We start from the raw sequence: 22,817 nt of genomic DNA on the forward strand, positions 1-22,817 counted from the left end.
ATGCAGTACGACACGCTGATTCGCAATGCCCTGATCATCGACGGCAGCAACAGCCCTGGATACCCCGCCGACGTGGCGATTCTCAATGGGCGCATCGAGCGTATCGGCAACTTGCGCGATGCCCGTGCCAGCGAAGAAATCGACGCGCAGGGCCATGTGCTGGCGCCGGGTTTCATCGACGTGCACACCCATGACGACACCGTGGTGATCCGTCAGCCGCAGATGCTGCCCAAGCTCAGCCAGGGCGTGACCACGGTCATCGTCGGCAACTGCGGGATCAGCGCGTCACCGGTGAGTTTGCGCGGCGATCCGCCGGACCCGATGAACCTGTTGGGTACGGCTGCTGCGTTCGTTTATCCGAGCTTTCGCGACTACCGCGAGGCGGTCGAGGCGGCGAACACCACGCTGAACGTTGCCGCATTGGTCGGTCATACGGCGTTGCGCAGCAATCATCTGGACGACCTGTTCCGCACCGCCACGACGGACGAAATCAGCGCGATGCGCGAGCAATTGCGCGAAAGCCTGGAGGCCGGCGCCCTGGGCCTGTCCACCGGCCTTGCCTATGCCAGCGCCTTCTCGGCATCCACCGAAGAAGTGATGCAACTGACAGAAGAGTTGACCGCGTTCGGGGCGGTCTACACCACCCATTTGCGCAGCGAATTCGAGCCGGTGCTGGAGGCCATGGACGAGGCGTTCAAGATCGGCCGCCATGCGCAAAGCCCGGTGATCATTTCCCACCTCAAATGTGCCGGCGCCGGTAACTGGGGGCGTAGTCCGCAGTTGTTGGCATCCCTCGAAGAAGCGGCGAAAACCCACCCGGTGGGTTGCGACTGTTATCCGTATGCAGCGAGTTCTTCGACGCTGGATTTGAAGCAAGTGACCGATGCCCACCGCATCACCATCACCTGGTCGACGCCGCATCCGGAGATGGGCGGCCGCGACCTGATGGACATTGCCGCCGAATGGAATGTGCCGTTGCTGGATGCTGCCCGCCAACTGCAACCGGCCGGTGCGGTGTACTACGGAATGGATGAGGCGGATGTTCGCAGAATCCTCGCGCACCCGCTGTCGATGGTCGGCTCCGACGGCCTGCCGGAAGACCCGTTTCCGCACCCGCGCCTGTGGGGCGCATTCCCCCGGGTGCTCGGACATTTCAGCCGCGACGTGGGACTGTTCCCGCTGCACACCGCTGTGCACAAAATGACCGGGTTGTCGGCGGCACGCTTCGGTTTGAAGGGGCGCGGTGAGATCCGCGAAGGCCATTGGGCCGACCTGGTGTTGTTCGATCCGGCGACCATCCGGGATGTCGCCGATTTCAACGATCCGCAGCGGGCGGCACAAGGCATCGAGGGCGTATGGATCAACGGTGTGTTGAGCTACCGCGATGGCCAGGCCAACGGGCGCAGGGAAGGGCGGTTCCTGGCCCGGGAAGGGGATTTGCGCACGGGTTTTCAGTGAGTTTCGAGGACTGCGTCACAATGATGGCATTTTGAGACTAAAGATTGGCATTTCCGCGCCGAATTGCTGACATCAGGCCCGACTACACTTCGGGCTTTCACCGTCTGGGAGCAACTCGATGAGCTTCGGCAAAACCACTCCGATCCTGCGTATTTTCGACGAAGCCAAGGCAGTGGAGTTCTACGTCGACTTCCTCGGTTTCAAGATCGACTGGCAACATCGATTCGAAGCGAATTTCCCGCTGTACCTGCAAATCTCCCGGGGCGAATGTGTGCTGCACCTGTCCGAACACCATGGCGATGGCACACCGGGTTCTGCGCTGCGGATCGAGACGGATGAGCTGGAGAAGTTTCAACAGCAACTGTTGGCCAAGGAATACAGGTTTTCCCATCCACAGATTCAGGCCATGCCGTGGGGCAGCCAGGACATGACCATCGCCGACCCGTTCGGCAATCGGTTGGTGTTCACCAACGCGATCAGTCTCTGAGCCTTCAGTCCCTCAGGCTTAAGCCTTTACCCTTCGCTCGGCACCCGGTGGGTTTGGCGAAACTCGCCGGGCGGCATCCCGCGCCGGCTTTTGAACGTGCGGTGGAACGAGCGGGGTTCGGTGAAACCCAGGTACTGGGCGATGTCCTGGATCGGCAGGGTGCTGTTGAGCAGGTAATGCTCGGCCAGTTCCTGGCGCAGGTCATCGAGGATCTGCTGGTACGACGTACCGGCCAGATGCAGTTGGCGTTGCAGCGTGCGCACTGACACAGCGAGATGTTCGGCCACCTGCTCCTTGCGTGGCAGACCTTCCTTGAGCAACTTTCGCAGGATGCTTTTGACCCGCTGCTCCAGCGACGCGTCCTCCAGTGTGGCCATCAATCCCTGAGCATGTTCTTCCAGTGTGCGCAGCAATTGCGCATCGGCCTGGCGCAATGGCAACTGCAAATACGGCAACGGGACAATCAGCGCCGAATAAGGCTGGTCGAACAGTACCGGACAGTCGAAGAACTGTTCGTACTGTGCCAGCGTCGTGTCGGCCGGACAGGCATGTTCCAGCCAGACGGCGGCCGGCGACATTTGCGTATCGGCGATCCAGCGTGCGTATTGCAACCAGGAACCGAGTACGTTTTCCACCAGGTGCCGGCGAATTCGTGGGCGTTGATGGCGGCATGTCCAGATCAGGTGCACCTCGCTGCCTTGCACCTCGGCGCGGCTGACGCCCATGTCTCCCACCAGCTTCTCGAACGGCATGATGCGGCTCATGGCGTCGCCCAGTGTCGCGCAGTTCATGGTGATGTAACCCAGCACGCTCCAGGAGTTGGGCAACACAAAACGCGCGGCGTTGAGGCCGAACAACGCATCGCCCGAGTGTTCGCAGAAGTAATCGAGCAGCCGTTCATGGGCTTCACCCGGCAGCCGCAGGCTGTTGTCACTCAACTGCTGTGCCTGCAACCCGGCAGCCGCCAACGCAGGCTCGATGGCCATGCCCAGTTGTTCGGCATGACGCAGGTATTTGAGCAGCGGCGGAACTGAAGTGAAGCCCAGGGATTGCATGATCGTATTCCTTTGATCAAGGCCCGCGTGCGCGGATGAATGCCCTGAAAGGTAATTTGAAACCACGGCTAAAGTAAATGGCTGACGCTTGCGCGACGTTTGACTCAATTGGCTACTCGAACTGGCCGGATGCGACCGTGACACTTTCGGACGGCTGACTAGTATGGGGGCCTGAAATATCACTGATCAGAACCGCAAAAGGACACACGCATGCGACGCTGGAACGGCTGGGGAGATGCAACCACGGTGGTCGAACTGCCGGCCCAGGGCGCGAGTTTTCTCGCCCGGCGGGTGGGTGACGGTCGAGCGCTGCCCGACGCGACGCTTGAGGCGGCTTTGGCCCGCGTGCCCCCGTCGCGGTTGCAGCAACACTTCCTGTACAGCGTGGATGCCCATGATCGCTTGCTGCATGCGCGGGGCCAGAGCCTGCCGGACTGGCTGGCGTTGCGTGAAGGCGCGTTGGGGAATTATCCCGACGCCGTGGCCTATCCCGTGAGCGCTGAACAGATTCGCCGGTTACTGCTGCTCGCCCATGAACAGGACCTGTGCCTGATTCCTTATGGCGGTGGCACCTCGGTTGCCGGTCACATCAACCCGCCGAGTTCCGCGCGGCCGGTGGTGACGGTTTCCCTGGCCCGCATGAATCGCTTGCTGGACCTCGACGAAGAGAGCCTGCTGGCCACCTTCGGCCCCGGCATCAGTGGACCGCATGTGGAAAGTCAGTTGCGCGCCCGTGGTTACACCCTGGGGCATTTCCCGCAGTCGTGGGAGCTGTCGACCCTGGGTGGTTGGGTCGCCAGCCGCTCCAGTGGCCAGCAGTCATTGCGCTATGGGCGGATCGAGCAACTGTTCGCCGGCGGTACCCTGGAAACCTTTGCCGGACCTTTGGAAATTCCCTCCTTTCCGGCCTCGGCGGCCGGGCCCGATCTGCGCGAGGTGGTGTTGGGCTGTGAGGGCCGTTTCGGGATCATTTCCGAGGTGAAGGTACGGGTGAGCGCACTACCTGCCGACGAGCGTTTCTATGGAGTATTTCTGCCCGATTGGCCCAAGGCGCTGCAAGCCATCCGCCAGTTGGCCCAGGCGCGGGTGCCCCTGTCGATGTTGCGCCTGTCCAACGCGGTAGAAACCGAAACCCAGCTGGCGCTGGCAGGTCACCCGCAGCAGATCGCCTGGCTGGAAAAGTACCTGGCCCTGCGCGGTGCCGCTGAGGGCAAATGCCTACTGACATTCGGCGTGACCGGTAATCGTCGGCAAAATGCGCTGTCCCTGCGTCAGGCCCGGCAGCATCTCAAGGCGTTCGGCGGGGTGTTTACCGGCACCTTGCTCGGCAAGAAGTGGGCGCAGAACCGTTTTCGTTTTCCCTACCTGCGCGAAAACCTGTGGAACGCCGGTTACGTGGTGGACACCCTGGAAACGGCCACCGACTGGAGCAACGTCGATAACCTGCTCACGCTGATCGAAAGCAGCCTGCGCGACGCCCTGGCGGCCGAAGGCGAGCGGGTGCATGTCTTCACCCACCTTTCCCATGTCTACGGCGAAGGATCGAGCCTCTACACCACCTATGTGTTTCGCCCGGCGGCGGACTATCCTGCCACCCTGGCGCGCTGGCAGGCACTCAAGCAGGCGGCCAGCCAGACCATCGTCGACAACCACGGCACCATCAGTCACCAGCATGGCGTGGGCAAGGATCACGCGCCGTACCTGCGGCGGGAAAAGGGCGCGCTGGCGATGGACACCCTGCAGGCACTGAGTCGGCATTTTGATCCGGCCGGGCGACTGAACCCTGGCACGCTGTTGCAGGAGTGACGGCCATGAGCCTGGACTGGAACGCGGCGTGGCGACAGCGGGTGCTGCCGACGCTGGCGGATGAAACCTGGGATTTGATCGTCATCGGCGGCGGCATCAGCGGTGCCGGTATCCTGCGCGAAGCCGCACGTCGTGGCTGGCGCTGCCTGCTGCTGGAGCAGCGCGATTTCGCCTGGGGCACCTCCAGCCGCTCCTCGAAAATGGTCCATGGCGGCTTGCGTTACATCGCCAAGGGCCAGTGGCGCCTGACCCGCGACTCGGTCCGCGAACGCCAGCGCCTGCTCGACGAAGCGCCGGGGCTGGTGGAGCCGATGAGTTTCATGATGCCGCATTACCGTGGCGGTTTTCCCGGGCCACGGGTGCTGGGTGGTTTGCTGTCCATCTATGACGCCTTGGCCGGGCGGCGCAGCCATCGCTTCCATGACGCGCAACAACTGCGTTATCTGGCGCCTGGGGTGAAGGAAGATGACCTGCTGGGTGGCACCTGTTTTGTCGATGCACTGACCGATGATGCCCGTCTGGTGATGCGCGTATTGGGCGAGGCCCGGGCCGACGGCGCCGTGGTGCTCAACGGCGTGCGCGTGCAGCAATTGCTGCGTGAGGAGGGGCGCGTTTGCGGGGTTCAGGTCGAAGACTGCGAGGGCGGCGGATTACTGACATTGCGTTGTGCTGTGCTGGCCGTGGCTACCGGCGCGTGGGCCGAGCGCTTGCGCCTGCCCGATGCCCCTCGTCAGTTGCGCCCGTTGCGTGGCAGTCATCTGTTGTTGCCGGGCTGGCGCCTGCCAGTGGCGCAAGCCTTCACCTTCCTGCATGAGCGCGACCGTCGACCGGTGTTCGTTTTCCCTTGGGAGGGCGCCACGGTGGTCGGCACCACGGACCTCGATCATCACGGAGATCTGGACCAGAGCGCGAGCATCAGCCCTGAGGAACTCGACTATCTGCTGGCGGCCTGCAGCCAACAGTTTCCCCAGGCCGAGGTGGTCGCAGCCGATGTGCTGTCGACCTGGTCGGGAGTACGCCCGGTGGTGGGCAGTGCGGCGGGTGAGCATCAAGACAAGCCGTCGAATGAAACCCGTGAGCATGTGCTGTGGCAGGAGCCTGGCTGCGTGACCCTGGCCGGCGGCAAGCTGACCACCTTTCGCCCGCAGGCCATCGAAGTGCTCAAGGCCTGCGCGAGCATGCTCGAGCGCCCCTTCAACGATGACGCCGCGCCGGTGTTCGCCGCGGTGCCGCCGCTGGCGATACCAGGGCTCAGCGCCAACCGGTGGCGGCGCCTGGCCGGGCGGCATGGCCGTGACCTGCCGAGGCTGGCGAAGCTGATCGCCGAACTGGGCCACGACACCATCGGCGGCACTGACACCTTGTGGGCGGAACTGGCCGTTGCCTGCGATGCGGAAATGGTCCTGCACCTGGATGACCTGCTGCTGCGCCGAACCCGCTTGGGCCTGTTGTTGCCGCACGGTGGCGAGGAATATTTTGCTGCCATTCGCCAACTCTGCCAACCGCGACTGGATTGGGACGATGAGCATTGGCAGCAGGAATTACAGCGTTATCAGGCGTTGTGGCAACGCCATCATGGTTTGCCGGATGCCGCGCATTGATGCCCATTGAAGAGAGCTCCATGGATAACCACCCGAACAAGCGTTACCTGTTGGCCATCGACAATGGCACCCAGAGTGTGCGCGCGCTGCTCTTCGACCTGCAGGGCAATCTGCTGGGCAAAGGCAAGGTCGAGTTGCAGGCCTATTTCTCGACTCAACCTGGTTGGGCCGAGCAGGACCCGGAGTATTACTGGGCAAAACTGGGTGAGGCCTGCCAGCAGTTGTGGCAACAAACTGGCATCGATCGTTCACAGATTGCCGGTGTATCCCTGACCACCCAGCGCGGCACCGTGATCAACGTCGATGCCCGGGGCAAGGCGCTGCGCCCGGCGATCCTGTGGCTCGATCAACGCCAGGCCGAAGTCAAAGGCGGCATCAAGGGGCCGTGGGGCTGGCTGTTCAAACTGGTCGGCGCGCAAGCCACGGTGGACTATTTTCGCGCCCAGGCCGAGGCTAACTGGATCGCCCGCAATCAGCCTGAAGTCTGGGCGGCGACCGACAAGTTTTTGCTGCTCTCTGGGTTTCTCACCCATCGCCTTTGTGGGCGCTTTGTCGATTCCGTGGGCTGTTGCGTCGGTTACCTGCCGTTCGACTTCAAACGCCTGCGCTGGGCCGCACCCGCCGACTGGAAATGGCAGGCGCTGGCGGTGCGTCCCGAGCAACTGCCGAGCCTGCACAAGCCCGGTGAAACCCTCGGCTACATCAGCGCCGAGGCCAGCCGCCACACAGGGATTCCCGAGGGGCTGCCGCTGATCGCCGCGGGTGCCGACAAGGCTTGCGAAGTCGTGGGTTCCGGCGTCGTCGATGCAGGCACCGTGTGCCTTTCCTACGGCACCACGGCGACGATCACCAGCACCCGGTCGCGCTACCTGGAAATCGTCCCGTTGATTCCGCCTTACCCGTCGGCGGTGCCGGATCAATTCAACTGCGAGGTGATGATTTATCGCGGCTACTGGATGGTCAGCTGGTTCAAGAACGAGTTCGGCTTGCGGGAAATGCTGCAGGCCAAAGCCCAGGGCGTGGAGCCCGAGCAACTCTTCGATGCGCTGGTCGACGCGGTGCCGCCGGGCTCCATGGGGTTGATGCTGCAACCCTACTGGTCGCCCGGCATCCGCGAGCCGGGTGTGGAAGCCAAGGGCGCGATGATCGGCTTCGGCGACGTGCATACCCGCGCGCACATTTACCGGGCGATCCTTGAAGGTCTGGCGTATGCCTTGCGTCAGGGCATGGAGAAGATCGAGAAACGTTCGAGGGTCTCGATCAAGCGCTTGCGCGTTGCCGGTGGAGGTTCGCAGAGTGATGCCGCGATGCAACTCACGGCGAACATTTTCGGCCTGCCGGCCGAGCGTCCGCATGTCTACGAAGCGTCCGGCCTGGGCGCGGCCATTTGCTGCGCGGTGGGGTTGGGGCTGCACGCGGATTTCCCTACGGCGATGGCCGCCATGACGCGGGTCGGTGCGGTATTCATGCCGCAACCCGAGGCGCAGCAGATCTATGAGCGACTGTACAAAGAGGTCTACCTGCGCATGTACCGACAGCTCAAACCGTTGTACCAGAGCATCCGCAAAATCACCGGTTACCCCGCCTGAAAGAACACCGTAGATCCCTGTAGGAGCGAGCCTGCTCGCGATAGCGGTGTGTCAGTCAAAGTAACTGTTGGCTGACACGGCGCCATCGCGAGCAGGCTCACTCCTACAATGTCCGGTGGTGATTTCACGCCACTTCATGTGGCGCTATCGGAGAACTTTTCTGGTGAGATTGGACAGTGTCAGGGGCAGGGTCGGTTGTTAGGCTCAACCCCCACAGCACATCCAATAAGAACCAGGCAATGAAGCTGAAATTCCTCCTGTTGCTGCTTTGTGCAACGGCCCCCACGGCTTGGGGCTGGTCGAACCATACGGTGGGCAGCTACCTGGCGTTGCAGGATTTGCCGGCGTTGCGTGATGCGCCGCAGGTCGAAGTCGAGCCGCTGGAACAGTTTCTTTCGCAGCAATACCAGGCCGTGAGTGCGCTGCTCGATGAGCAGGAAAACTTCGCCCGCGAGCACTTCGCCCACTACCCGCCGCGCCCCGACAACCTGCGATTGCCAACCGTGCCTGGGGACAATCTGCGCCACGACTTCCTCACCGCACTGCGCATCAATCCCGGGATTCATCTGGCGATGGTCATCCAGCCGATGCCGGGCAAGGATCTGCCCGAGCGTGAGCACCTCAAGGCCGAACAAGTCATGGTGGAGCAGACGCTCTCACCGTGGAATCGCCAGCGCTTCATCGTTGTGGCTGACCACGAACAGGTCGCGCCCCTGGCCGTGTTGGCCAGCGCCGCCGATGAGCCTGACTATGGCCACGACATCAACCTGTTCAGCGACAACCCTGGCGAAGTCGGCGCGGTGTACGGCTTCGGCCCGCAGCCCTTTGGCGACGCCCGGTTTCAGTACAGCTCCCAGGCGCCGTTCCATATGGGTTTTTTCCATGAAAGCCCGGTGGTGTACGCCGCTGCCGGATTTCTTCAGCGCAGTTGGCCGGACTGGCGCGCCTACCAGTACATGGGGTTGGCGCGACTGGCGTTTGCCACTGGCCATCCTTATTGGGGCTATCGGTTTCTCGGTTGGGGCCTGCACCACGTTCAGGACCTGACCCAGCCTTATCACGCCAAGCCGCTGCCGGGTGTCGAACTGGCGAGCCTACTGTTGCTGGAAGGCAAGGCCTTGGCCGGCTTCGATGCGGACAAACATGCGGCCATCGAACGAGTCGCCACCCGGCACATGGAAGTGGAGAAGTATCAGTCGACCTGGCTTCGTCGCCTGCTGCGCGCCGGCCAGGCACACCCAATGCTCGACGCTTATGCCGACTCTGCACAGGACGCCCGCTATCCGCCGTACTCGGTGGACTACCTGCGCGAAGTGGTGAGTGCCGAGTCCGTCGACCAATCCGCAGCGTTTGATGAAGCCATCGGCCAGTGGCTGGACACGGCGCCGATCACCAGCGATTTCAGCAACGGTAATCAGCTGCAGCGCGAAGACTTCGACCACCCGGCACTTAACCAGCAGCTGTTCAAACTGCTGGGGCATTTCGGTGCCCATAGCCGGATTTACGCCCGTGCGGGATTGGCGCCATAGCCATTGTCAGAACACAAAAACAATAAAACCAGGGAAAGAGGAAAGGATCATGAACACTCGATTTCGCCTGTCTGGCGCGGCGCTTCCCGGCGTGGGCCTGGCAGGGCTGCTGCAACTGTGCGCGGTCGACGGCGTGCAGGCCAAGGAGTTCAGCGTGCTGGACAACCAGGTCACCGGTTCATTCGACAGTACCTTGTCTTATGGCCGCTTGTGGCGGGTCCAGGGCCGGGACAAGAACAACGACGACGTCAACACCAACGACGGCAATCGCAACTTCGACACCGGGCTGGTTTCCGAGGTGTACAAGATCACCTCGGAGCTCGAGGCCAACTATCAGAACTACGGGATGTTCGTGCGCGGTACCGCGTTCTATGACACCCAACTGATGGACAAGCGCAACGATTACTACCGCAACAACAACCCGTCGCAACCCAGCCAGAGTTTTCCGCAGGACGACCACTTCACCAGCCAGACCCGCGATATCGCCGGCAGCCGGGTGGAGATGCTCGACGCCTACCTCTATGGCAACTGGGACGTCGCGCAGATGCCGCTCACGGCACGCATCGGGCGCCAGGTGTTCAACTGGGGCGAGGGGATTTTCTACCGAGGCGGGATCAACACCACCAACCCGGTGGACGCGGCCAAGTACCGTCTGCCCGGGGCCGAAGTCAAGGAAGTGCTGGTGCCGGTGGAAGCGCTGAGCTTCAACATCGGCCTGACCGACAGCCTGACCATGGAAAGCTTTTACCAGACGAACTGGAAGGAAACCCGCATCGACCCGGTTGGCACGTTCTACTCGCAGACGGACCTGTTCGCCGACGGTGGCAACACCGCCTACAACAACTTCAGCGGTACCGCGCTGGACACCCCGGTGCCTGGCTTCGGCAACGTGATCGGTCTGTACAGCGCGCTGGGCAACAACCCGCTGCTCAGCCAGGCCCTGGGCACCACCGGTCTGTACGCCAACGGGGTCACCCCGGCCTTTGGCAACACCGTCAAAGTGGCCACGGTCGGCAAGGACTTCAACGCGCGCAACGACGGCCAGTTCGGTTTCGCTTTTCGCTACATCGTAGAAGAGCTCAACAGCACCGAGTTCGGGTTGTACATGGTCAACTACCACGCCAAGGAACCGACCATTTCCGCCGATCTGGGCGGGTACAAGGGCATCGACATGAATGCCCTGACCAACCTGTTGACCGGTGTCGCCGGCAGTCAGGCGGGGCAACTGGCCAACGGCCTGGCGACCGTGGATGTGCTGGGCAATATCCAGGCACATCGGCGCTACGCCGAAGACATCCGCATGTACGGCTTCAGTTTCAACACCACCCTGGGCCAGGCGTCGGTGTTCGGTGAAGTGGCTTATCGGCCGAACCTGCCCATCGGGGTCGCCGCCACCAACGACCTGATCGGCGACCTGGCCAACGGCGCCGCCGCAGCGGCAGGCGGCCAGACCATCAACATCGGCGGGCAGCAGGTCACGCTCGACAGCCAGATCAATAACGCTGAGCGGGTGGAAGCATTCAACACGTCCCTGGGCACCATTTACAACTTTGGCCCGAGCCTGTCATTCGACTCGATGTTCGGCGTGTTCGAACTGGCGTCCGAGCACCTGCGTGGCAGCAGCCTGCAATACACCGCGTATGACGGCAGTACCCGTTACTACGCCGGCACCGGCAACTTTTCCTATGTGTCCGGCGGCGAGCGCAGCGACCAGGTCAACCGCAACTCCTACAGCTACACCGCGATGCTCAACGGCACCTGGAACGACGTGTATGCCGGGGTCAACGTTTCGCCTTATGTCGTCTACAAAGATGACTTCGAGGGCAACAGCTATCAGGCGGGCAACGTCATCGGGGGCCGCAAGGCCTACACCCTGGGGATCAAGGCCAACTACCAGAACAAGCTGGAGGCCGAGCTGCAATACACCGAGTTCTACGGCGGTGGGCAGGACAACGGCCTGCGTGACCGCGACAACGTCGGCTTCAACCTCAAGTACTTCTTGTGAGTTTCAACTCATCCCCCTGTAGGAGTGAGCCTGCTCGCGATGACGGACTTTCAGTCGAAGTTGATGTTGGCTGACACACCGCTATCGCGAGCAGGCTCGCTCCTACAGGTTTTTGTATTTCGGAGAACGATCATGTTTCACACTTCACGACTGACCAAGACCACGCTGGCGCTGTTCCTGAGCCTGGCCGCCGGCAGCGCACTCGCCGCGGTCACGCCCCAGCAAGCCGAGCAACTGAAAACCACACTGACGCCACTGGGGGCCGAGCGTGCCGGCAACGCGGCCGGGACCATTCCGGCCTGGAGCGGCGGTATCACCCAGGCGCCGGCGGGCTACAAGCCCGGCCAGCATCACCTGGACCCGTATGCGGCGGACAAGCCGCTGCTCACCATCACCAAGGCCAACCTTGAACAGTACAAGGCCCACCTCAGCCCGGGCCAGATCGCCCTGTTCAACAGCTACCCCGACACCTTCCAGATGCCGGTCTATCCCTCTCGCCGCTCGAGCTCGGCGCCGCAGTGGCTGTATGACAACACCTTGAAAAATGCGACCTCGGCCAAGCTGCTCGATGGCGGGACCGGGTTTGCCGATGCCTATGGCGGTGTGCCGTTCCCGGTGCCCAAGGATGGCATCGAGGTGCTATGGAACCACATCACCCGTTATCGCGGCATCTATGTGGTCCGTCGTGCCTCCGAAGCGCCAGTACAACGCAACGGCAGCTTCGCGCTGGTGACCTCGCAGCAGGAAGGGCTCTTCAACTATTACCGCCCGGGCGGCCAGTTTGCCGACCTGAAAAACATCCTTTTCTACTACCTGGCATTCGTGAAGAGCCCGGCCCGGCTGGCGGGCGGTGCGGCGCTGGTTCACGAGACCCTGGACCAGCTCAAGGACCCGCGTCAGGCCTGGGTCTACGACGCGGGCCAGCGCCGTGTGCGCCGGGCGCCGAACCTCGCGTATGACACCCCGATCGCCTCATCCGACGGCCTGCGTACGGCGGACGATACCGACCTGTTCAACGGCTCGCCAGACCGCTACGACTGGAAGCTCAAGGGCAAGCAAGAGGTCTACATTCCCTATAACAATTACAAAGTCGGCAGCCCTGAGGTGAAGTACGAGCAGTTGCTCACACCGGGCCACCTCAACCCGCAGTTCACCCGCTATGAGCTGCATCGGGTCTGGGTGGTCGAAGGCACGCTCAAGCCGGGCGCACGGCATATCTATTCCAAGCGCGTGCTGTTTCTGGACGAGGACAGCTGGGGCGCTGCCTTGGTGGATCAATACGACGGGCGAGGGGAGTTGTGGCGGGTGTCGATGGCCTACCTGAAAAACTTCTACGACCTGCCCACCACCTGGAGTGCGCTGGACGTATTCCATGACTTGCAGGCGCGTCGTTACTACGTACAGAACCTGGATAACGAAGAGCCGGGCACAGTGGACTTCGCCCAACCGGTGCCGGAGGACGCGTACTTCATGCCGTCGGCATTGCGCCAGCGCGGGACGCGGTAAGCCGCGCAGCACACCCTTTCAGATGCAGACTGTGAGAACGCAATCGCGAGCAAGCTCGCTCCCACAGGGTTTTGTGGTCGTTCACAGATTCTGTGTTCGACTCTCCACCTGTGGGAGCGGGCTTGCCCGCGAAGGGGTCTTTCATTCACAGCAAAGCGAATGTCAGACGCGGAAGTGGCTCACCATCTGCTGCAATTGACCACCCAGCCGAGCCAGTTCAACACTGGACTTGGCGGTCTCATCGCTCGCCGCAGCGGTCTGTTCGGAGACGTCGCGCACGTTGATGATGCTGCGGCTGATCTCTTCGGCCACGGCGCTTTGCTGTTCGGCAGCGGCGGCGATCTGCTGGTTCATCGACTGGATGTTGGACACCGTGCGGGTGATGTTCTCCAGTGACTCACCGGCCTTGCGGGTCAGGGCCACGCTGCTGTCAGTGAGGACGCGGCTGTTGTTCATCACCGCCGACACTTGTTGCGTGCCGTTCTGCAGGCCGGCCACCAGGCCTTCGATTTCCTCTGTGGATTTCTGCGTGCGCTGGGCCAGGCCGCGGACCTCGTCGGCCACCACCGCAAAACCACGACCGGCTTCACCGGCACGGGCCGCTTCGATGGCGGCATTGAGTGCCAGCAGGTTGGTCTGTTCGGCGACGGCCTTGATCACGTCCATGACGCTGCCAATCTTGTCGCTTTCCTGTTGCAGCACGCTCATGGCTTCGGTGGAACGCACCACTTCGCTGGCCAGGCGCTCGATCTGGGCGATAGCTTCGTTGACCACTTTGTCACCTTCGCGGGCTTCGCCGTCGGCCGCCGCAGCGGCTTGCGAGGCTTCTTCGGCGTTGCGCGCGACTTCCTGCACGGTGGCGGTCATCTCGTGCATGGCGGTGGCGACCTGATCGGTCTCGACTTTCTGGCTGTTGACCCCGGCACTGGTCTGCTCGGTCACGGCCGACAGCTCTTCGGCGGCGCTGGCGATCTGGGTCACGCCGTCGCGGATGCCACTGATCAAGTCGCGCAGGGTCACGCCCATGCGCGCGATGCCTTGCTGCAACACGCCGAGTTCGTCGCGCCGGGTGACCAGCACATTGTGGGACAGGTCACCGCTGGCGATGCGATCGACCACCGCCAGGGTTTCGCGCAATGGTCGGGTGATCTGGCGAGTGATGACCACGGCGGCAATGATGCCCACCAGCAGTGCCAGCAGGGTGCTGATCAGTTGCAGAGTGCGGGCCCGGGCGCTTTCGGCATCGCGACGGTCGAGCTGGATCTGATACAGCTGATCGCTTTGGGACACGATGGCGGCGCCCTGGTCGGTCATTTCCTTGCGCGCTTGCACCGCGTCATTGCTGGCGGCCTTGTAGGCCTGCAAGGCGCTGCGGTAGTTGCCCAACGCGGTTTCCAGCTGACGCAGGGCGTCTTGCTGGGAGTCGGCGAAGTGCACGTTCAGCGGTTTCAGGCTGCCGATGGCGGCGTCCAGTTGGCCGACGGCTTTTTGCTCGGTCTCGGCATTGGTACTGGCGGTGTAGCCGCGCACTTCGTAGCGCGCCAGCAGGAACGCTTCCTTGGCAGCCGTTATGGCCTGGAACTGTTCGAAGCGCTGGTCGCTCAACGGCATTTGCTGCACGCGGGTATTGATGTCATTGATCAGCGTGTTGGCGGTTTCGGCGTTGGCGCTCATGGCGTCGCGGGCGCTGTTTCCGGCGCGATAGGCGCTGCGCATCTTGCCCAGTGACGTCCTGTAGGCGTCGATGACAGCGCCTTGCTCGCGCAGCAGCTTGAGGTTTTCCGGGCTCTTGAACTTCGCCAGCAGGGCTTGCTGCTGGGCCGAGAAGGCGTCGAGGGTGGTCTGCACGTTCTGCGCGGCGGTTTCGTCGCCGTTGGTCAGCATGTATTGCAGGCGAACCACGCGCAACTTGGTCAGGCCGGCATTGAGCTGGGTGATGTCACTCATCCAGTTGCTGCGGTCGATCAACCCGCCCAGGCTGGTCCAGCCGGTCAGGGCCAGGACGCAGGTCAGTGCCAGGACCAGGCCAAACCCCAGGCCCAGTTTCAGGTTCACGCTGATGTTGCCGAACCAGCTATTCATCACATTCCTCCAGGAACTTGGTATTTCTTTATCGTCGGTTGGCTGGAAGATTGTTTTTTTTGGAAGCCGCCAAGCTGTGTAAGCAGGATGTATCGGCAGCAATCCCTGGAGCTGAAAGGATTTTTCCGCGGGGTTTGTGTAACAAGATTTTTACAGCGCTTTTGAGCTTTTTTTCACATACGTTTCACCAGTCACCGACGCGCCTTTCTTTAACCTGCCGGGATCTAATGAGGTAGTGTTTGCTGGCGAGGCGGCGTGATGTGCAATTAAGACTGAGTCTTTTCGGGAAAAAACGCTCTATCGATCTGAACCGCTTCGCCCGCTATCGCAACGCTGCTGTGGTGTTGGCATCGGCGCTGCTGGTCATTCCGCTGACCTTGTTTTTGTTGCGTCCTGCCACTGCACCGGACCTGGCTCACGGCAATGTGGCCGGTGCACAGGCTTTGATGACGGGATGGGCCAAGGGCGACATCATCGTGCTGGTGCGTCACGTCGAACGCTGCGATCACTCCTCGGCGCCTTGCCTGGTTGGCAACGATGGCATTACCGAGCGTTCTCGCCCTGTTGCCGAGAGCCTTGGGGCACAGTTCAAACACCTGGGCCTGGACAAGGCCGATATCTACAACAGCCCGATCCTGCGCACGGCACAGACTGCCAACTTCATGTTCAACAAGGTTGGCGCGGGCGAAGACTGGCTGATCAGTTGCAAGAGCACCATGCTGCGCGAGACGCTTGCGCATAAAGTGGCCGGGCGTAACCTGATTCTGGTGACCCACAGCGAGTGCATGGAGCAACTGGAAAAAGACCTCGAGTTACCGCCTTCGACCCTGGGTTATGGCGCTTCACTGTTTTTTTCCGCCGAAACCCCGCAGACTCCGCGCATGCTTGGCTTCATCGACGCTTCCGACTGGAGCTCGGTGAGCACTCATTGAGTTTTTCCCTCTTCTTTCTGAATCAGGATTCACAATGCTGACCGCCTCTCGCTACCGCTTTTACTGGGTGAATTTTGGTATTCCGCTGGCCTGCGCGGTCGCGGTGTTCCTGATGTTCGACATGACCAGCATCGACATTGCCTTCAACAATTACTTTTTTGATCCGGTGACGCAGACGTACCCGTTGGACCAGGTCCATCTTTTCGAAAAAATCACCCACAAATGGGCGCGGATCATTCCGAACTGGACCGGCGAAATTGCGATTATCGGTGCCTTGCTGTCGTTTCTCTGGCCGCGCCTGAAGGCTGAAAAGCACTCGAAAATCATCGCTTTCCTGGAAAAAATCAAAGTCGCACCGGTGCTGCGCTTTGCCACCCGCCATCGCCGCGACTTTCTTTACGTGGTGTTCGCGTTCTCCATCAGCACCGGGGTCATTCACTACCTCAAGGGCCACACCAGCGTGTATTGCCCGATCGAGACGACCCAGTACGGCGGCAAAATGGAGCACGTCGAGTGGTACGAGAATTTCAAACTGCTCAAGACCGCCGGTGACGGTCGCTGCTGGCCAGGCGGACATGCGTCGGGCGGTTTCACCATGCTGGCGTTGTACTTCGTGGCTCGCCGTTATCGCTGGCGCTATTCGAAAGCGATCATGTACGGCTCGCTGACCCTCGGTTTCATCTATGGCACCACACGGGTATTGCAAGGGTGGCACTACATGTCCCACACCTTCTGGGCCGGGATCTTCGTATGGCTGGCGTGTTTGCTGACGGCGCTGGCGTTCTACGGGCGAGCGAGGCTGGAACAGCCCGTGCTTTCCAAAGCGCAACAACCGGTGACGGCGACTCAGACTCAACCTGTGAATTGAGTTGGTGTTGAACTGAAAAAAACCGCAACCCGAAAGGGCTGCGGTTTTTTTTGCCCGGAGAAACTTCCTGAAAACTCAGGGTTTTTGCGATTTCTTAACAAATCGTGAACAAATGCTGTGATCTATTTGGGGGGGTAGATCGATCTTCATTTCGCCACCCTGTCCGGCTTCCCCGCCCAGTGAGTCCCTGAGTGAAACGCACACATTCCACCTCGATTTCTGCAAAACGTTTGGTGCTCCGAAGGATCGTGCTTGGTTCAGGCATTGCCTTCGCTCTTTTACTGGCGAGCGGTGGTTACTGGCTGTTTACGCCACCATCGCCGTACGTTCCGTTGAGCGGTCTGGACCCTGCATCGGTGTCGATGATCGCGGTGGGCGACCAGGGTAGCGGAGACTTGCAACAGTGGCGGGTGGGGCGAGCCATGGAGCAGGTTGCGTCCAGGGAGAGGCGCCTGGACATGGTTGTGTTCCTTGGCGACAACTTCTATGGCAAGCCATTGACCAGCACCCACGATCTCCATTGGGAAACCCGATTCGAGCGAGTCTATTGGGGGCACTGGCTCAGCCATGTGCCGTTCTACGCGGTGCTGGGCAACCACGATTACCCGGTGTCGCAAAAATACGAGATCGAGTACGGCCAACAGCACAAGGGATCGGGCCGTTGGCAGATGTCGGCGAATTTCTACGTCAAGGATTTCGGTGACGTCGACGGGCGGCCATTGGTGCGGATGGTGTTCCTCGACACCACGGCGCCACGTGAGAGTTTGCAGCAGCAAATCGACTTGATCGATCAGGCGTACCAGGCACCCGGACCGGCACCGGTATGGCGAATAGCCGCGTCCCATCACCCGGTGCGCAATCAAGGCAAGCATGACGAGGAGTCGAATCTGCTCACATGGCTCTTGCCAGTGTTGCAACGCAACCACGTCGATCTGCTTTTGTCAGGTCATGATCACAACCAGCAATTGCTGTTGCGTGCAGGCGAACCCGCTTGGGTGATTTCCGGGGCCGGTGGCAAGAGGCTGTCTGCCTTGCAAACGCCAACACCGGATAGCACCTTTACTGACTCGCGGGCTGGTTTTGCCAAACTCGACCTGAGCGCCACTCAACTCAGGCTGGGGTATTACAACGACGGCGGCGATCTGGAATCCGGCTTTCGCTGGGCCAGAGATTGCCAGTGGATGGCCAAAGGCTGTTTGCTGCCCGAGCAATCGCAAGGGAGCGTCGCGCAGGTGGCACAGTGATGGAGGGTGACAGCCGGGTAAAACCAGCGGTGTCCGTCAGACAAATCAACTGGCAAAAAAAAGCCCGCGGGAGGGCGGGCAAACCGTAGTTTCTTGAATGAGCGAGTGCAATGTACAGGCAGTAACGGAACCGTGGGGTGAAGAAAAGTTCATCTGGATCAAGGCCCCGTACCAGAGCTGGCGACACCGCTACGGCAAATGATCCGCAGCAAAGTCGGCTTCCGACCGGGCACGCAAACGGCCCTTGCGGCAGGCTTGCTGGAACCGCTCGAAATCGCGTTCGTTCTGCTCGGTATAGCCCCGGGCATACTTGTAGAGCGCGTCGGCCAGTGCGTCGCTCTTGCCGATGTAGCCGCTGATCACCGCCGCGTGCCCGGAAGACTTGGCATGGGCGCGAGCCAGGGCCCGACCGCAGAGCCGGCCATAGGCGGCAAATGCGTCGCCGTCGAAGGTCTCGAGTTCGGCGGAGATTTTCATGTCGCGCAATTGCCGCACATAGAAATGCCGCCCGCTGGGGCCGGTGGTCCAGCCGAGGAACAGGTCGCTGGCCGATTGCATTAACCGCTGGCCGTCGACCACCCGTTGCCCCTCATGCCGCACTCGCGACCTGGTCTTCACGTAGCCGGCGAGTACCGAACGTCGTGCTTCCTTGAATTGCAGGAACAGCGGGAACTCCTGATCGTCGGTCAGCAGCGCCACCAGGCAACGGGTGCCGACACTGCCCACGCCCACGACTTTGAACGCCATGTCCTGTACGTGAAAACGCGACACCAGCTCACGGCGGTCCGCTTGCAGCGTGCCGCGATAGTCGCGCATGAAGGTGTCGTAGAGCGGGCGCCAGTCCGAAAGGCGCAACCAGTCGTCATCGGCATCCAGCAGCGTGGTGTTTTTGTGCAGGTGGAAAATTTCCGGCAGGTCATCGCGAATGATCAGACGACCATGGGCGTCGCGTTCGCTGATTTTCGGCAGCAGTTCGGCGTGGGTGCGTCGTTCGGCTTTGGCGATGGCGCGTTCCACATGCTCCAGCGTGCTTTTGTTGGCCTGAGCGAGCAGGTCGTCATAGCTGATGGATTCGTACCAGGTTTCCAGCGAGCTCTGTTCGGCGCACTCCAGCATGGTTTTTTGATAGGCGCTTACCACGTCATGGCAGATGTTTTCCTCAACGGATTCCCCATGGCGCAAGTCGCGGGCAGCCACCAGAAAACTCGCCACCAGGCGTTTCAAGTCCCACTCCCACGGCCCGGGATGGGCTTCGTCGAAGTCGTTGACGCTGAACAGCAGGTTGCGCTCAGGCGTTGCGAAACCGCCGAAGTTCATCAGGTGGCTATCGCCACAAATCGGCGAAACCAGCCCCATGTTCGAGGTGCCCGCCAGGTCGTGGGCCTGTAGCAGCGCATTGCCGCGATAGAAGGTAAACGGTGACACCAGCATGCGTCCGTAGCGCAACTCCACCAGCGATTTGACGCGTCCTTCACTCGACGCCTTGATCAGCGGTATGGGGTCACGGTCGACATTGCCCAAGGTTGCTTGCGAACTGCGGGAGCACTTCTTGCGTGCATCCTTGCCTTGCTTCAAACGGTCGGTGAGGGTGGTCATGGAGGCCTATTCGACAGGGGTTACAGGGCGATTGCGAAATGAGTGTAGAAGGGCTTTGCGGGTTCGTCCGAAGTGTTTGCGCAGCGACTAATCTGTCTGTCAGGTATCGACTTGATGCAACCACCCGGAAACAGGGAGGCCCGTGTTTTCATTGCTGATTTCACTGCTGCTGGCGTTCCTCATCGGCTGGGTCTCTCAGCGCATGGGCATGTGCCTGGTCAATGCCATCGGGCTGCTGCTCAAGCGCCGGCCGACCCTGTTCGTGTCGCTGGTCAGTTGTGGTTTGTTCGGTTTGTTGCTCGCACCGCTCTACGCCTTGTCTGGCGTCAGTCAGCCGCTGTTCATCCCTGAAGTTGGCTATCTGTCACTGGTTGGTGGCGGGTTGTTGTTCGGCCTCGCCTCGGTGCTCAACGACGGGTGCAGCGTCGGCACCCTCACCAAGCTCGCCAGCGGCAACCTCAACAAGGTCTTCACCATCCTCGGCTGGGTGCTGGGCATCGTACTGTGGCATCACCTGAACATGCTGCCCGAGCACCGGGCACTGCAAATGCCGATGATCACCAGCCGTCATTACTGGCTGCTCATTGGCATCGTGCTGCTGATTTTGCTGTTCCTGATCCGGATTCACGGCGACAAACACCTGGTGCTGTCGAGCCTGCTGCTGGGGGCTTTGACCAGTGCCCTCTACACCTTCGAACCGCTGTGGACGCCCAGCGTGTTTTTCTACGATCTCTCGCAAAGGTTTTGGGGGCCCGACACATCATTGACCACCCAGCGTGTGGCGGTGTTCGCCATGCTGATGCTGGGCATGCTCTGTTACACCTTGCATCGCCGCACGTTCAGCTATCAGCAGTTGGCAGCGATGACAGCGGGCAGGCATTTGCTCGCGGGCGTGTTGATGGGGACCGGTGCATCGATGATGCTGGGCGGCAATGACTCGCAGATTTTGTTGGTGTTTCCGACGCTGACCTGGGTGGGAGCGGTGCCGTTGGTGTCGATTGTGTTGGGGATATTGGTGGGGGTTGGGGTTAAGCGGCTGCGTGCTTGAAGATCGCGGCTCTGGAGTTGGACGACCTCAATGAGACCGTCCATTTTTCAAGGATCAAACCTGCATCTGCAATCGCCGCCCAACCACATCCAGCAAATCGCATCCATCGCGCAGGGACGTGACCAGCACCCGTGCCAGTTCGCTGTAAACACCCTCATCAGCCGCGAAACTCTCCAGCAATTGCGTCGCGGTTCGAATGCGATAGGCCGCTGTTTCGTGCAGCACATCCAGCGGTGCCTGGGTGTCGATCAGCAGCGACGCGATGGTGCAGTCGATGCCGGTCATCGGCATGTATCGATCCATCTCAAGCCTCCACTTCGTCGAGTGGCGCGATGTTGTCCAGTGCCCGGTTCACCAGCAATTGCGCCAGCACGGCCAGTTGCTGGATTGCCAGGGCGATATTGCGACGCGAGCTTTCAAGTTCACAGGCAAGGTCGGTGCTCATGACGTTGAGCGAGGCGAGGGTTTCGCTGGCGTGGGTGAGCAGGGAGGGGGTGTCGATGTTGGGGCGCAGGGTGAAGACGTGGCTGATGGGGTCGAGGTGATTGGGGTTGCGGAGGCGGGCGCTGATGGCGGGTTCGGTGATTTTGGAGAGTTGGGATAAGTCGGGTGTTTCGGTAGTTGTATCAGGTGAAGAGTCTTGCGGAGTGGGGCTGTGTCTTTTCATGATGGAGATCCTGGTCTGTTTATAGGAGCTGCCCCGGTTTTCAGCCTGTCAAAGCCGGTCGCTGATGTGCAGCGACCCCTGAAGGCTATCGTCGAGAAGTTGCGTCCGCCAGTTCATGAAAGGCGATGCGTTTTGCGGGAAATGTCCTAGGACGTGAGGAAGGCGTCGAGATGGGTAACCGCTTGGATGCTGAGTCAAATCGATTCGTAGTAATGTCCTGTATGCAATACATTTGATCACCAATGTCACGGTAATCGAACATGGATCAATCTCTTCTGCTATCCCGCCTGGGGCACCAAATACGTGAAAAACGTAAGAGTCACGGACTGACGCAATCAAGAGTTGCCGAGCTTTCCGGGTTGCCGCGACAGAAAGTTATTGCCGTGGAAAAGGGTACACCCACCGTTGCGATGGTCGCGTATGCCCGAGTTTTGTGCGCATTGGATTGTGAGCTTTCTGTGATTCCGGCCGCACTGCCAACGCTTGAAGAACTAGGTGAATTGTTCGAGTGAAACGATGGCTTTTGCGTGAACATAACAGCTTACAAATCCGCTAGTTTTACCGTGTGCTTGAAATGATGCTCCCAAAGCCTGACCCCCAGCCCGCCCGTCCGGTCCAGTGATGACCCCACCGTCAAATCCGTGATCAACGTCGGCTGCAAACCCGCATCAAACAGCTCAGCCGTTACCGATTCCCATTTTGCAACCATGCACATAACAGCCTAGCGCGACGGCCTATGTGACCCTATCGTCAGATTTCACCTGCCACAAAGTGCTTTTGTGAGTTGTGAGCGTACGATGCAATACAGGTTCTCGCTGAATTCCTGCTTGAGCGAACGAAGCGACTGAGCGAAATGGAATTGGAGAAACATCATGATTCCCAAGCACTACTTGAAAGCCCTGGCGACACTGCTCATCGCTGCTGGCGTGCAGTGGGTGACGCTACCCGCCTACGCGACCGAGCAGGGTGAACAACGGCGTGAAGCTCGCGATACCAGGCAGGAAGGGCGCTCCACTGCCCGGCAAACCAAGGATGCCTGTAGAAAGGGCAGTGACAAGAGCAACGTGGAATGTCGCCAGGACAAGCGCAGCACCAAGCAGGATACCCGTCGCACGGCCCGGGATATCAAGTACTGATTGTTGGTGTGGGTACTGCTTCAGACGGTTGCAGGGCTTGTGGTACAGACAGAAACAACAAAGCCCGCACAAGGCGGGCTTCGTTGGTGTCTCAATTGGTGGGCCGGGGTAAGTTGAATTCGTTCGGTAACTTATTAATTTATAATATTATTTTTTGATTTAATTTTTGGTTGGAATACCATTTGGAATACTGCATTCCGCTTACCCA

Annotated in this window: 19 protein-coding genes and 1 pseudogene; 14 read left to right on the forward strand and 6 right to left on the reverse strand. The window is 60.6% G+C overall.

From position 1 onward, the window contains the following. A complete protein-coding gene (locus tag AABM52_RS03585; RefSeq protein WP_347910461.1) occupies window positions 1–1,458 on the forward strand; it encodes a D-aminoacylase in 1,458 nt (485 codons plus the stop codon). 118 nt (window positions 1,459–1,576) lie between these two features. Then, window positions 1,577–1,945: a glyoxalase superfamily protein gene (locus AABM52_RS03590; RefSeq protein WP_347910463.1), complete on the forward strand. Its 369-nt coding sequence runs from the start codon at window positions 1,577–1,579 to the stop codon at window positions 1,943–1,945. 26 nt (window positions 1,946–1,971) lie between these two features. On the opposite strand, the gene AABM52_RS03595 is transcribed toward AABM52_RS03590, so the two are convergent. Further along, the gene (locus AABM52_RS03595; RefSeq protein WP_347910464.1) at window positions 1,972–3,000 is read right to left on the reverse strand and encodes an AraC family transcriptional regulator; all 1,029 of its coding nucleotides are present in this window, start codon (window positions 2,998–3,000) and stop codon (window positions 1,972–1,974) included. 210 nt (window positions 3,001–3,210) lie between these two features. Here AABM52_RS03595 and AABM52_RS03600 point away from each other — a divergent pair, with 210 nt between their 5' ends. From AABM52_RS03600 to AABM52_RS03625, 6 genes are all read left to right on the forward strand, one after another. Then, window positions 3,211–4,806: an FAD-binding oxidoreductase gene (locus tag AABM52_RS03600; protein ID WP_347910465.1), complete on the forward strand. Its 1,596-nt coding sequence runs from the start codon at window positions 3,211–3,213 to the stop codon at window positions 4,804–4,806. Between the two features lie 5 nt (window positions 4,807–4,811). Then, a complete protein-coding gene (locus tag AABM52_RS03605) occupies window positions 4,812–6,407 on the forward strand; it encodes a glycerol-3-phosphate dehydrogenase/oxidase (protein ID WP_347910466.1) in 1,596 nt (531 codons plus the stop codon). Between the two features lie 20 nt (window positions 6,408–6,427). Then, window positions 6,428–7,996: an FGGY-family carbohydrate kinase gene (locus AABM52_RS03610; protein WP_347910468.1), complete on the forward strand. Its 1,569-nt coding sequence runs from the start codon at window positions 6,428–6,430 to the stop codon at window positions 7,994–7,996. A 239-nt stretch (window positions 7,997–8,235) separates the two neighbouring features. Beyond that, window positions 8,236–9,525, forward strand: coding sequence for a phospholipase (locus AABM52_RS03615; protein ID WP_347910470.1), 1,290 nt, complete (start codon window positions 8,236–8,238; stop codon window positions 9,523–9,525). A gap of 49 nt (window positions 9,526–9,574) precedes the next feature. Continuing rightward, window positions 9,575–11,530 (forward strand): DUF1302 domain-containing protein, encoded by a 1,956-nt coding sequence (locus AABM52_RS03620; protein ID WP_347910472.1) that lies wholly within the window; start codon window positions 9,575–9,577, stop codon window positions 11,528–11,530. Between the two features lie 132 nt (window positions 11,531–11,662). Then, window positions 11,663–13,036, forward strand: coding sequence for a DUF1329 domain-containing protein (locus AABM52_RS03625; protein ID WP_347910473.1), 1,374 nt, complete (start codon window positions 11,663–11,665; stop codon window positions 13,034–13,036). A 162-nt stretch (window positions 13,037–13,198) separates the two neighbouring features. Here AABM52_RS03625 and AABM52_RS03630 read toward each other — a convergent pair whose 3' ends face one another. Then, entirely contained in the window at window positions 13,199–15,118 is a 1,920-nt protein-coding gene (locus AABM52_RS03630; protein WP_347910475.1) for a methyl-accepting chemotaxis protein, read from the reverse strand. Window positions 15,119–15,378: 260 nt separating this feature from the next. Between AABM52_RS03630 and AABM52_RS03635 the strand changes: the two genes are divergently transcribed. The 3 genes from AABM52_RS03635 to AABM52_RS03645 all read left to right on the forward strand — a co-directional run bounded on the left by AABM52_RS03635 (window position 15,379) and on the right by AABM52_RS03645 (window position 18,162). Next, window positions 15,379–16,050 (forward strand): histidine phosphatase family protein, encoded by a 672-nt coding sequence (locus AABM52_RS03635; RefSeq protein ID WP_347910476.1) that lies wholly within the window; start codon window positions 15,379–15,381, stop codon window positions 16,048–16,050. A 34-nt stretch (window positions 16,051–16,084) separates the two neighbouring features. Next, complete coding sequence (locus AABM52_RS03640) at window positions 16,085–16,918, forward strand: phosphatase PAP2 family protein (RefSeq protein WP_347910477.1); 834 nt, start codon at window positions 16,085–16,087, stop codon at window positions 16,916–16,918. A 248-nt stretch (window positions 16,919–17,166) separates the two neighbouring features. Beyond that, the gene (locus tag AABM52_RS03645) at window positions 17,167–18,162 is read left to right on the forward strand and encodes a metallophosphoesterase (RefSeq protein ID WP_347910478.1); all 996 of its coding nucleotides are present in this window, start codon (window positions 17,167–17,169) and stop codon (window positions 18,160–18,162) included. A gap of 189 nt (window positions 18,163–18,351) precedes the next feature. Here AABM52_RS03645 and AABM52_RS03650 read toward each other — a convergent pair whose 3' ends face one another. Then, window positions 18,352–19,758: a DUF2252 domain-containing protein gene (locus AABM52_RS03650; RefSeq protein ID WP_347910480.1), complete on the reverse strand. Its 1,407-nt coding sequence runs from the start codon at window positions 19,756–19,758 to the stop codon at window positions 18,352–18,354. Window positions 19,759–19,900: 142 nt separating this feature from the next. Between AABM52_RS03650 and AABM52_RS03655 the strand changes: the two genes are divergently transcribed. Continuing rightward, entirely contained in the window at window positions 19,901–20,806 is a 906-nt protein-coding gene (locus AABM52_RS03655; RefSeq protein WP_347910481.1) for a YeeE/YedE thiosulfate transporter family protein, read from the forward strand. Window positions 20,807–20,860: 54 nt separating this feature from the next. On the opposite strand, the gene AABM52_RS03660 is transcribed toward AABM52_RS03655, so the two are convergent. Both AABM52_RS03660 and AABM52_RS03665 read right to left on the reverse strand, forming a co-directional pair. Then, on the reverse strand, window positions 20,861–21,109 hold the full coding sequence (locus AABM52_RS03660) for a hypothetical protein (RefSeq protein WP_347910483.1): 249 nt from the start codon (window positions 21,107–21,109) through the stop codon (window positions 20,861–20,863). A gap of 1 nt (window position 21,110) precedes the next feature. After that, on the reverse strand, window positions 21,111–21,473 hold the full coding sequence (locus tag AABM52_RS03665) for a DUF6124 family protein (protein ID WP_347910485.1): 363 nt from the start codon (window positions 21,471–21,473) through the stop codon (window positions 21,111–21,113). 260 nt (window positions 21,474–21,733) lie between these two features. Here AABM52_RS03665 and AABM52_RS03670 point away from each other — a divergent pair, with 260 nt between their 5' ends. After that, window positions 21,734–21,985 carry a helix-turn-helix domain-containing protein gene (locus AABM52_RS03670; protein WP_347910486.1) on the forward strand — a complete coding sequence of 84 codons (252 nt, stop codon included), beginning with the start codon at window positions 21,734–21,736 and terminating at the stop codon, window positions 21,983–21,985. 29 nt (window positions 21,986–22,014) lie between these two features. On the opposite strand, the pseudogene AABM52_RS03675 reads toward AABM52_RS03670, so the two are convergent. Then, window positions 22,015–22,149: pseudogene (locus tag AABM52_RS03675) on the reverse strand (hydrolase); the annotation flags it as partial. Between the two features lie 196 nt (window positions 22,150–22,345). Here AABM52_RS03675 and AABM52_RS03680 point away from each other — a divergent pair. Further along, window positions 22,346–22,609 carry a hypothetical protein gene (locus AABM52_RS03680; protein WP_110657621.1) on the forward strand — a complete coding sequence of 88 codons (264 nt, stop codon included), beginning with the start codon at window positions 22,346–22,348 and terminating at the stop codon, window positions 22,607–22,609. Window positions 22,610–22,817 lie beyond the last annotated feature (208 nt).

This window comes from Pseudomonas grandcourensis, assembly GCF_039909015.1.
Lineage (GTDB): Bacteria > Pseudomonadota > Gammaproteobacteria > Pseudomonadales > Pseudomonadaceae > Aquipseudomonas > Aquipseudomonas grandcourensis.

Bases quoted from the DNA above. Each gene is read 5' to 3' on its own strand.
- AABM52_RS03585 (WP_347910461.1), top strand. From the start codon at position 1: ATGCAGTACGACACGCTGATTCGCAATGCCCTGATCATCGACGGCAGC.
- AABM52_RS03590 (WP_347910463.1), top strand. From the start codon at position 1,577: ATGAGCTTCGGCAAAACCACTCCGATCCTGCGTATTTTCGACGAAGCC.
- AABM52_RS03595 (WP_347910464.1), bottom strand. From the start codon at position 3,000: ATGCAATCCCTGGGCTTCACTTCAGTTCCGCCGCTGCTCAAATACCTG.
- AABM52_RS03600 (WP_347910465.1), top strand. From the start codon at position 3,211: ATGCGACGCTGGAACGGCTGGGGAGATGCAACCACGGTGGTCGAACTG.
- AABM52_RS03605 (WP_347910466.1), top strand. From the start codon at position 4,812: ATGAGCCTGGACTGGAACGCGGCGTGGCGACAGCGGGTGCTGCCGACG.
- AABM52_RS03610 (WP_347910468.1), top strand. From the start codon at position 6,428: ATGGATAACCACCCGAACAAGCGTTACCTGTTGGCCATCGACAATGGC.
- AABM52_RS03615 (WP_347910470.1), top strand. From the start codon at position 8,236: ATGAAGCTGAAATTCCTCCTGTTGCTGCTTTGTGCAACGGCCCCCACG.
- AABM52_RS03620 (WP_347910472.1), top strand. From the start codon at position 9,575: ATGAACACTCGATTTCGCCTGTCTGGCGCGGCGCTTCCCGGCGTGGGC.
- AABM52_RS03625 (WP_347910473.1), top strand. From the start codon at position 11,663: ATGTTTCACACTTCACGACTGACCAAGACCACGCTGGCGCTGTTCCTG.
- AABM52_RS03630 (WP_347910475.1), bottom strand. From the start codon at position 15,118: ATGAATAGCTGGTTCGGCAACATCAGCGTGAACCTGAAACTGGGCCTG.
- AABM52_RS03640 (WP_347910477.1), top strand. From the start codon at position 16,085: ATGCTGACCGCCTCTCGCTACCGCTTTTACTGGGTGAATTTTGGTATT.
- AABM52_RS03650 (WP_347910480.1), bottom strand. From the start codon at position 19,758: ATGACCACCCTCACCGACCGTTTGAAGCAAGGCAAGGATGCACGCAAG.
- AABM52_RS03660 (WP_347910483.1), bottom strand. From the start codon at position 21,109: ATGGATCGATACATGCCGATGACCGGCATCGACTGCACCATCGCGTCG.
- AABM52_RS03665 (WP_347910485.1), bottom strand. From the start codon at position 21,473: ATGAAAAGACACAGCCCCACTCCGCAAGACTCTTCACCTGATACAACT.
- AABM52_RS03670 (WP_347910486.1), top strand. From the start codon at position 21,734: ATGGATCAATCTCTTCTGCTATCCCGCCTGGGGCACCAAATACGTGAA.
- AABM52_RS03680 (WP_110657621.1), top strand. From the start codon at position 22,346: ATGATTCCCAAGCACTACTTGAAAGCCCTGGCGACACTGCTCATCGCT.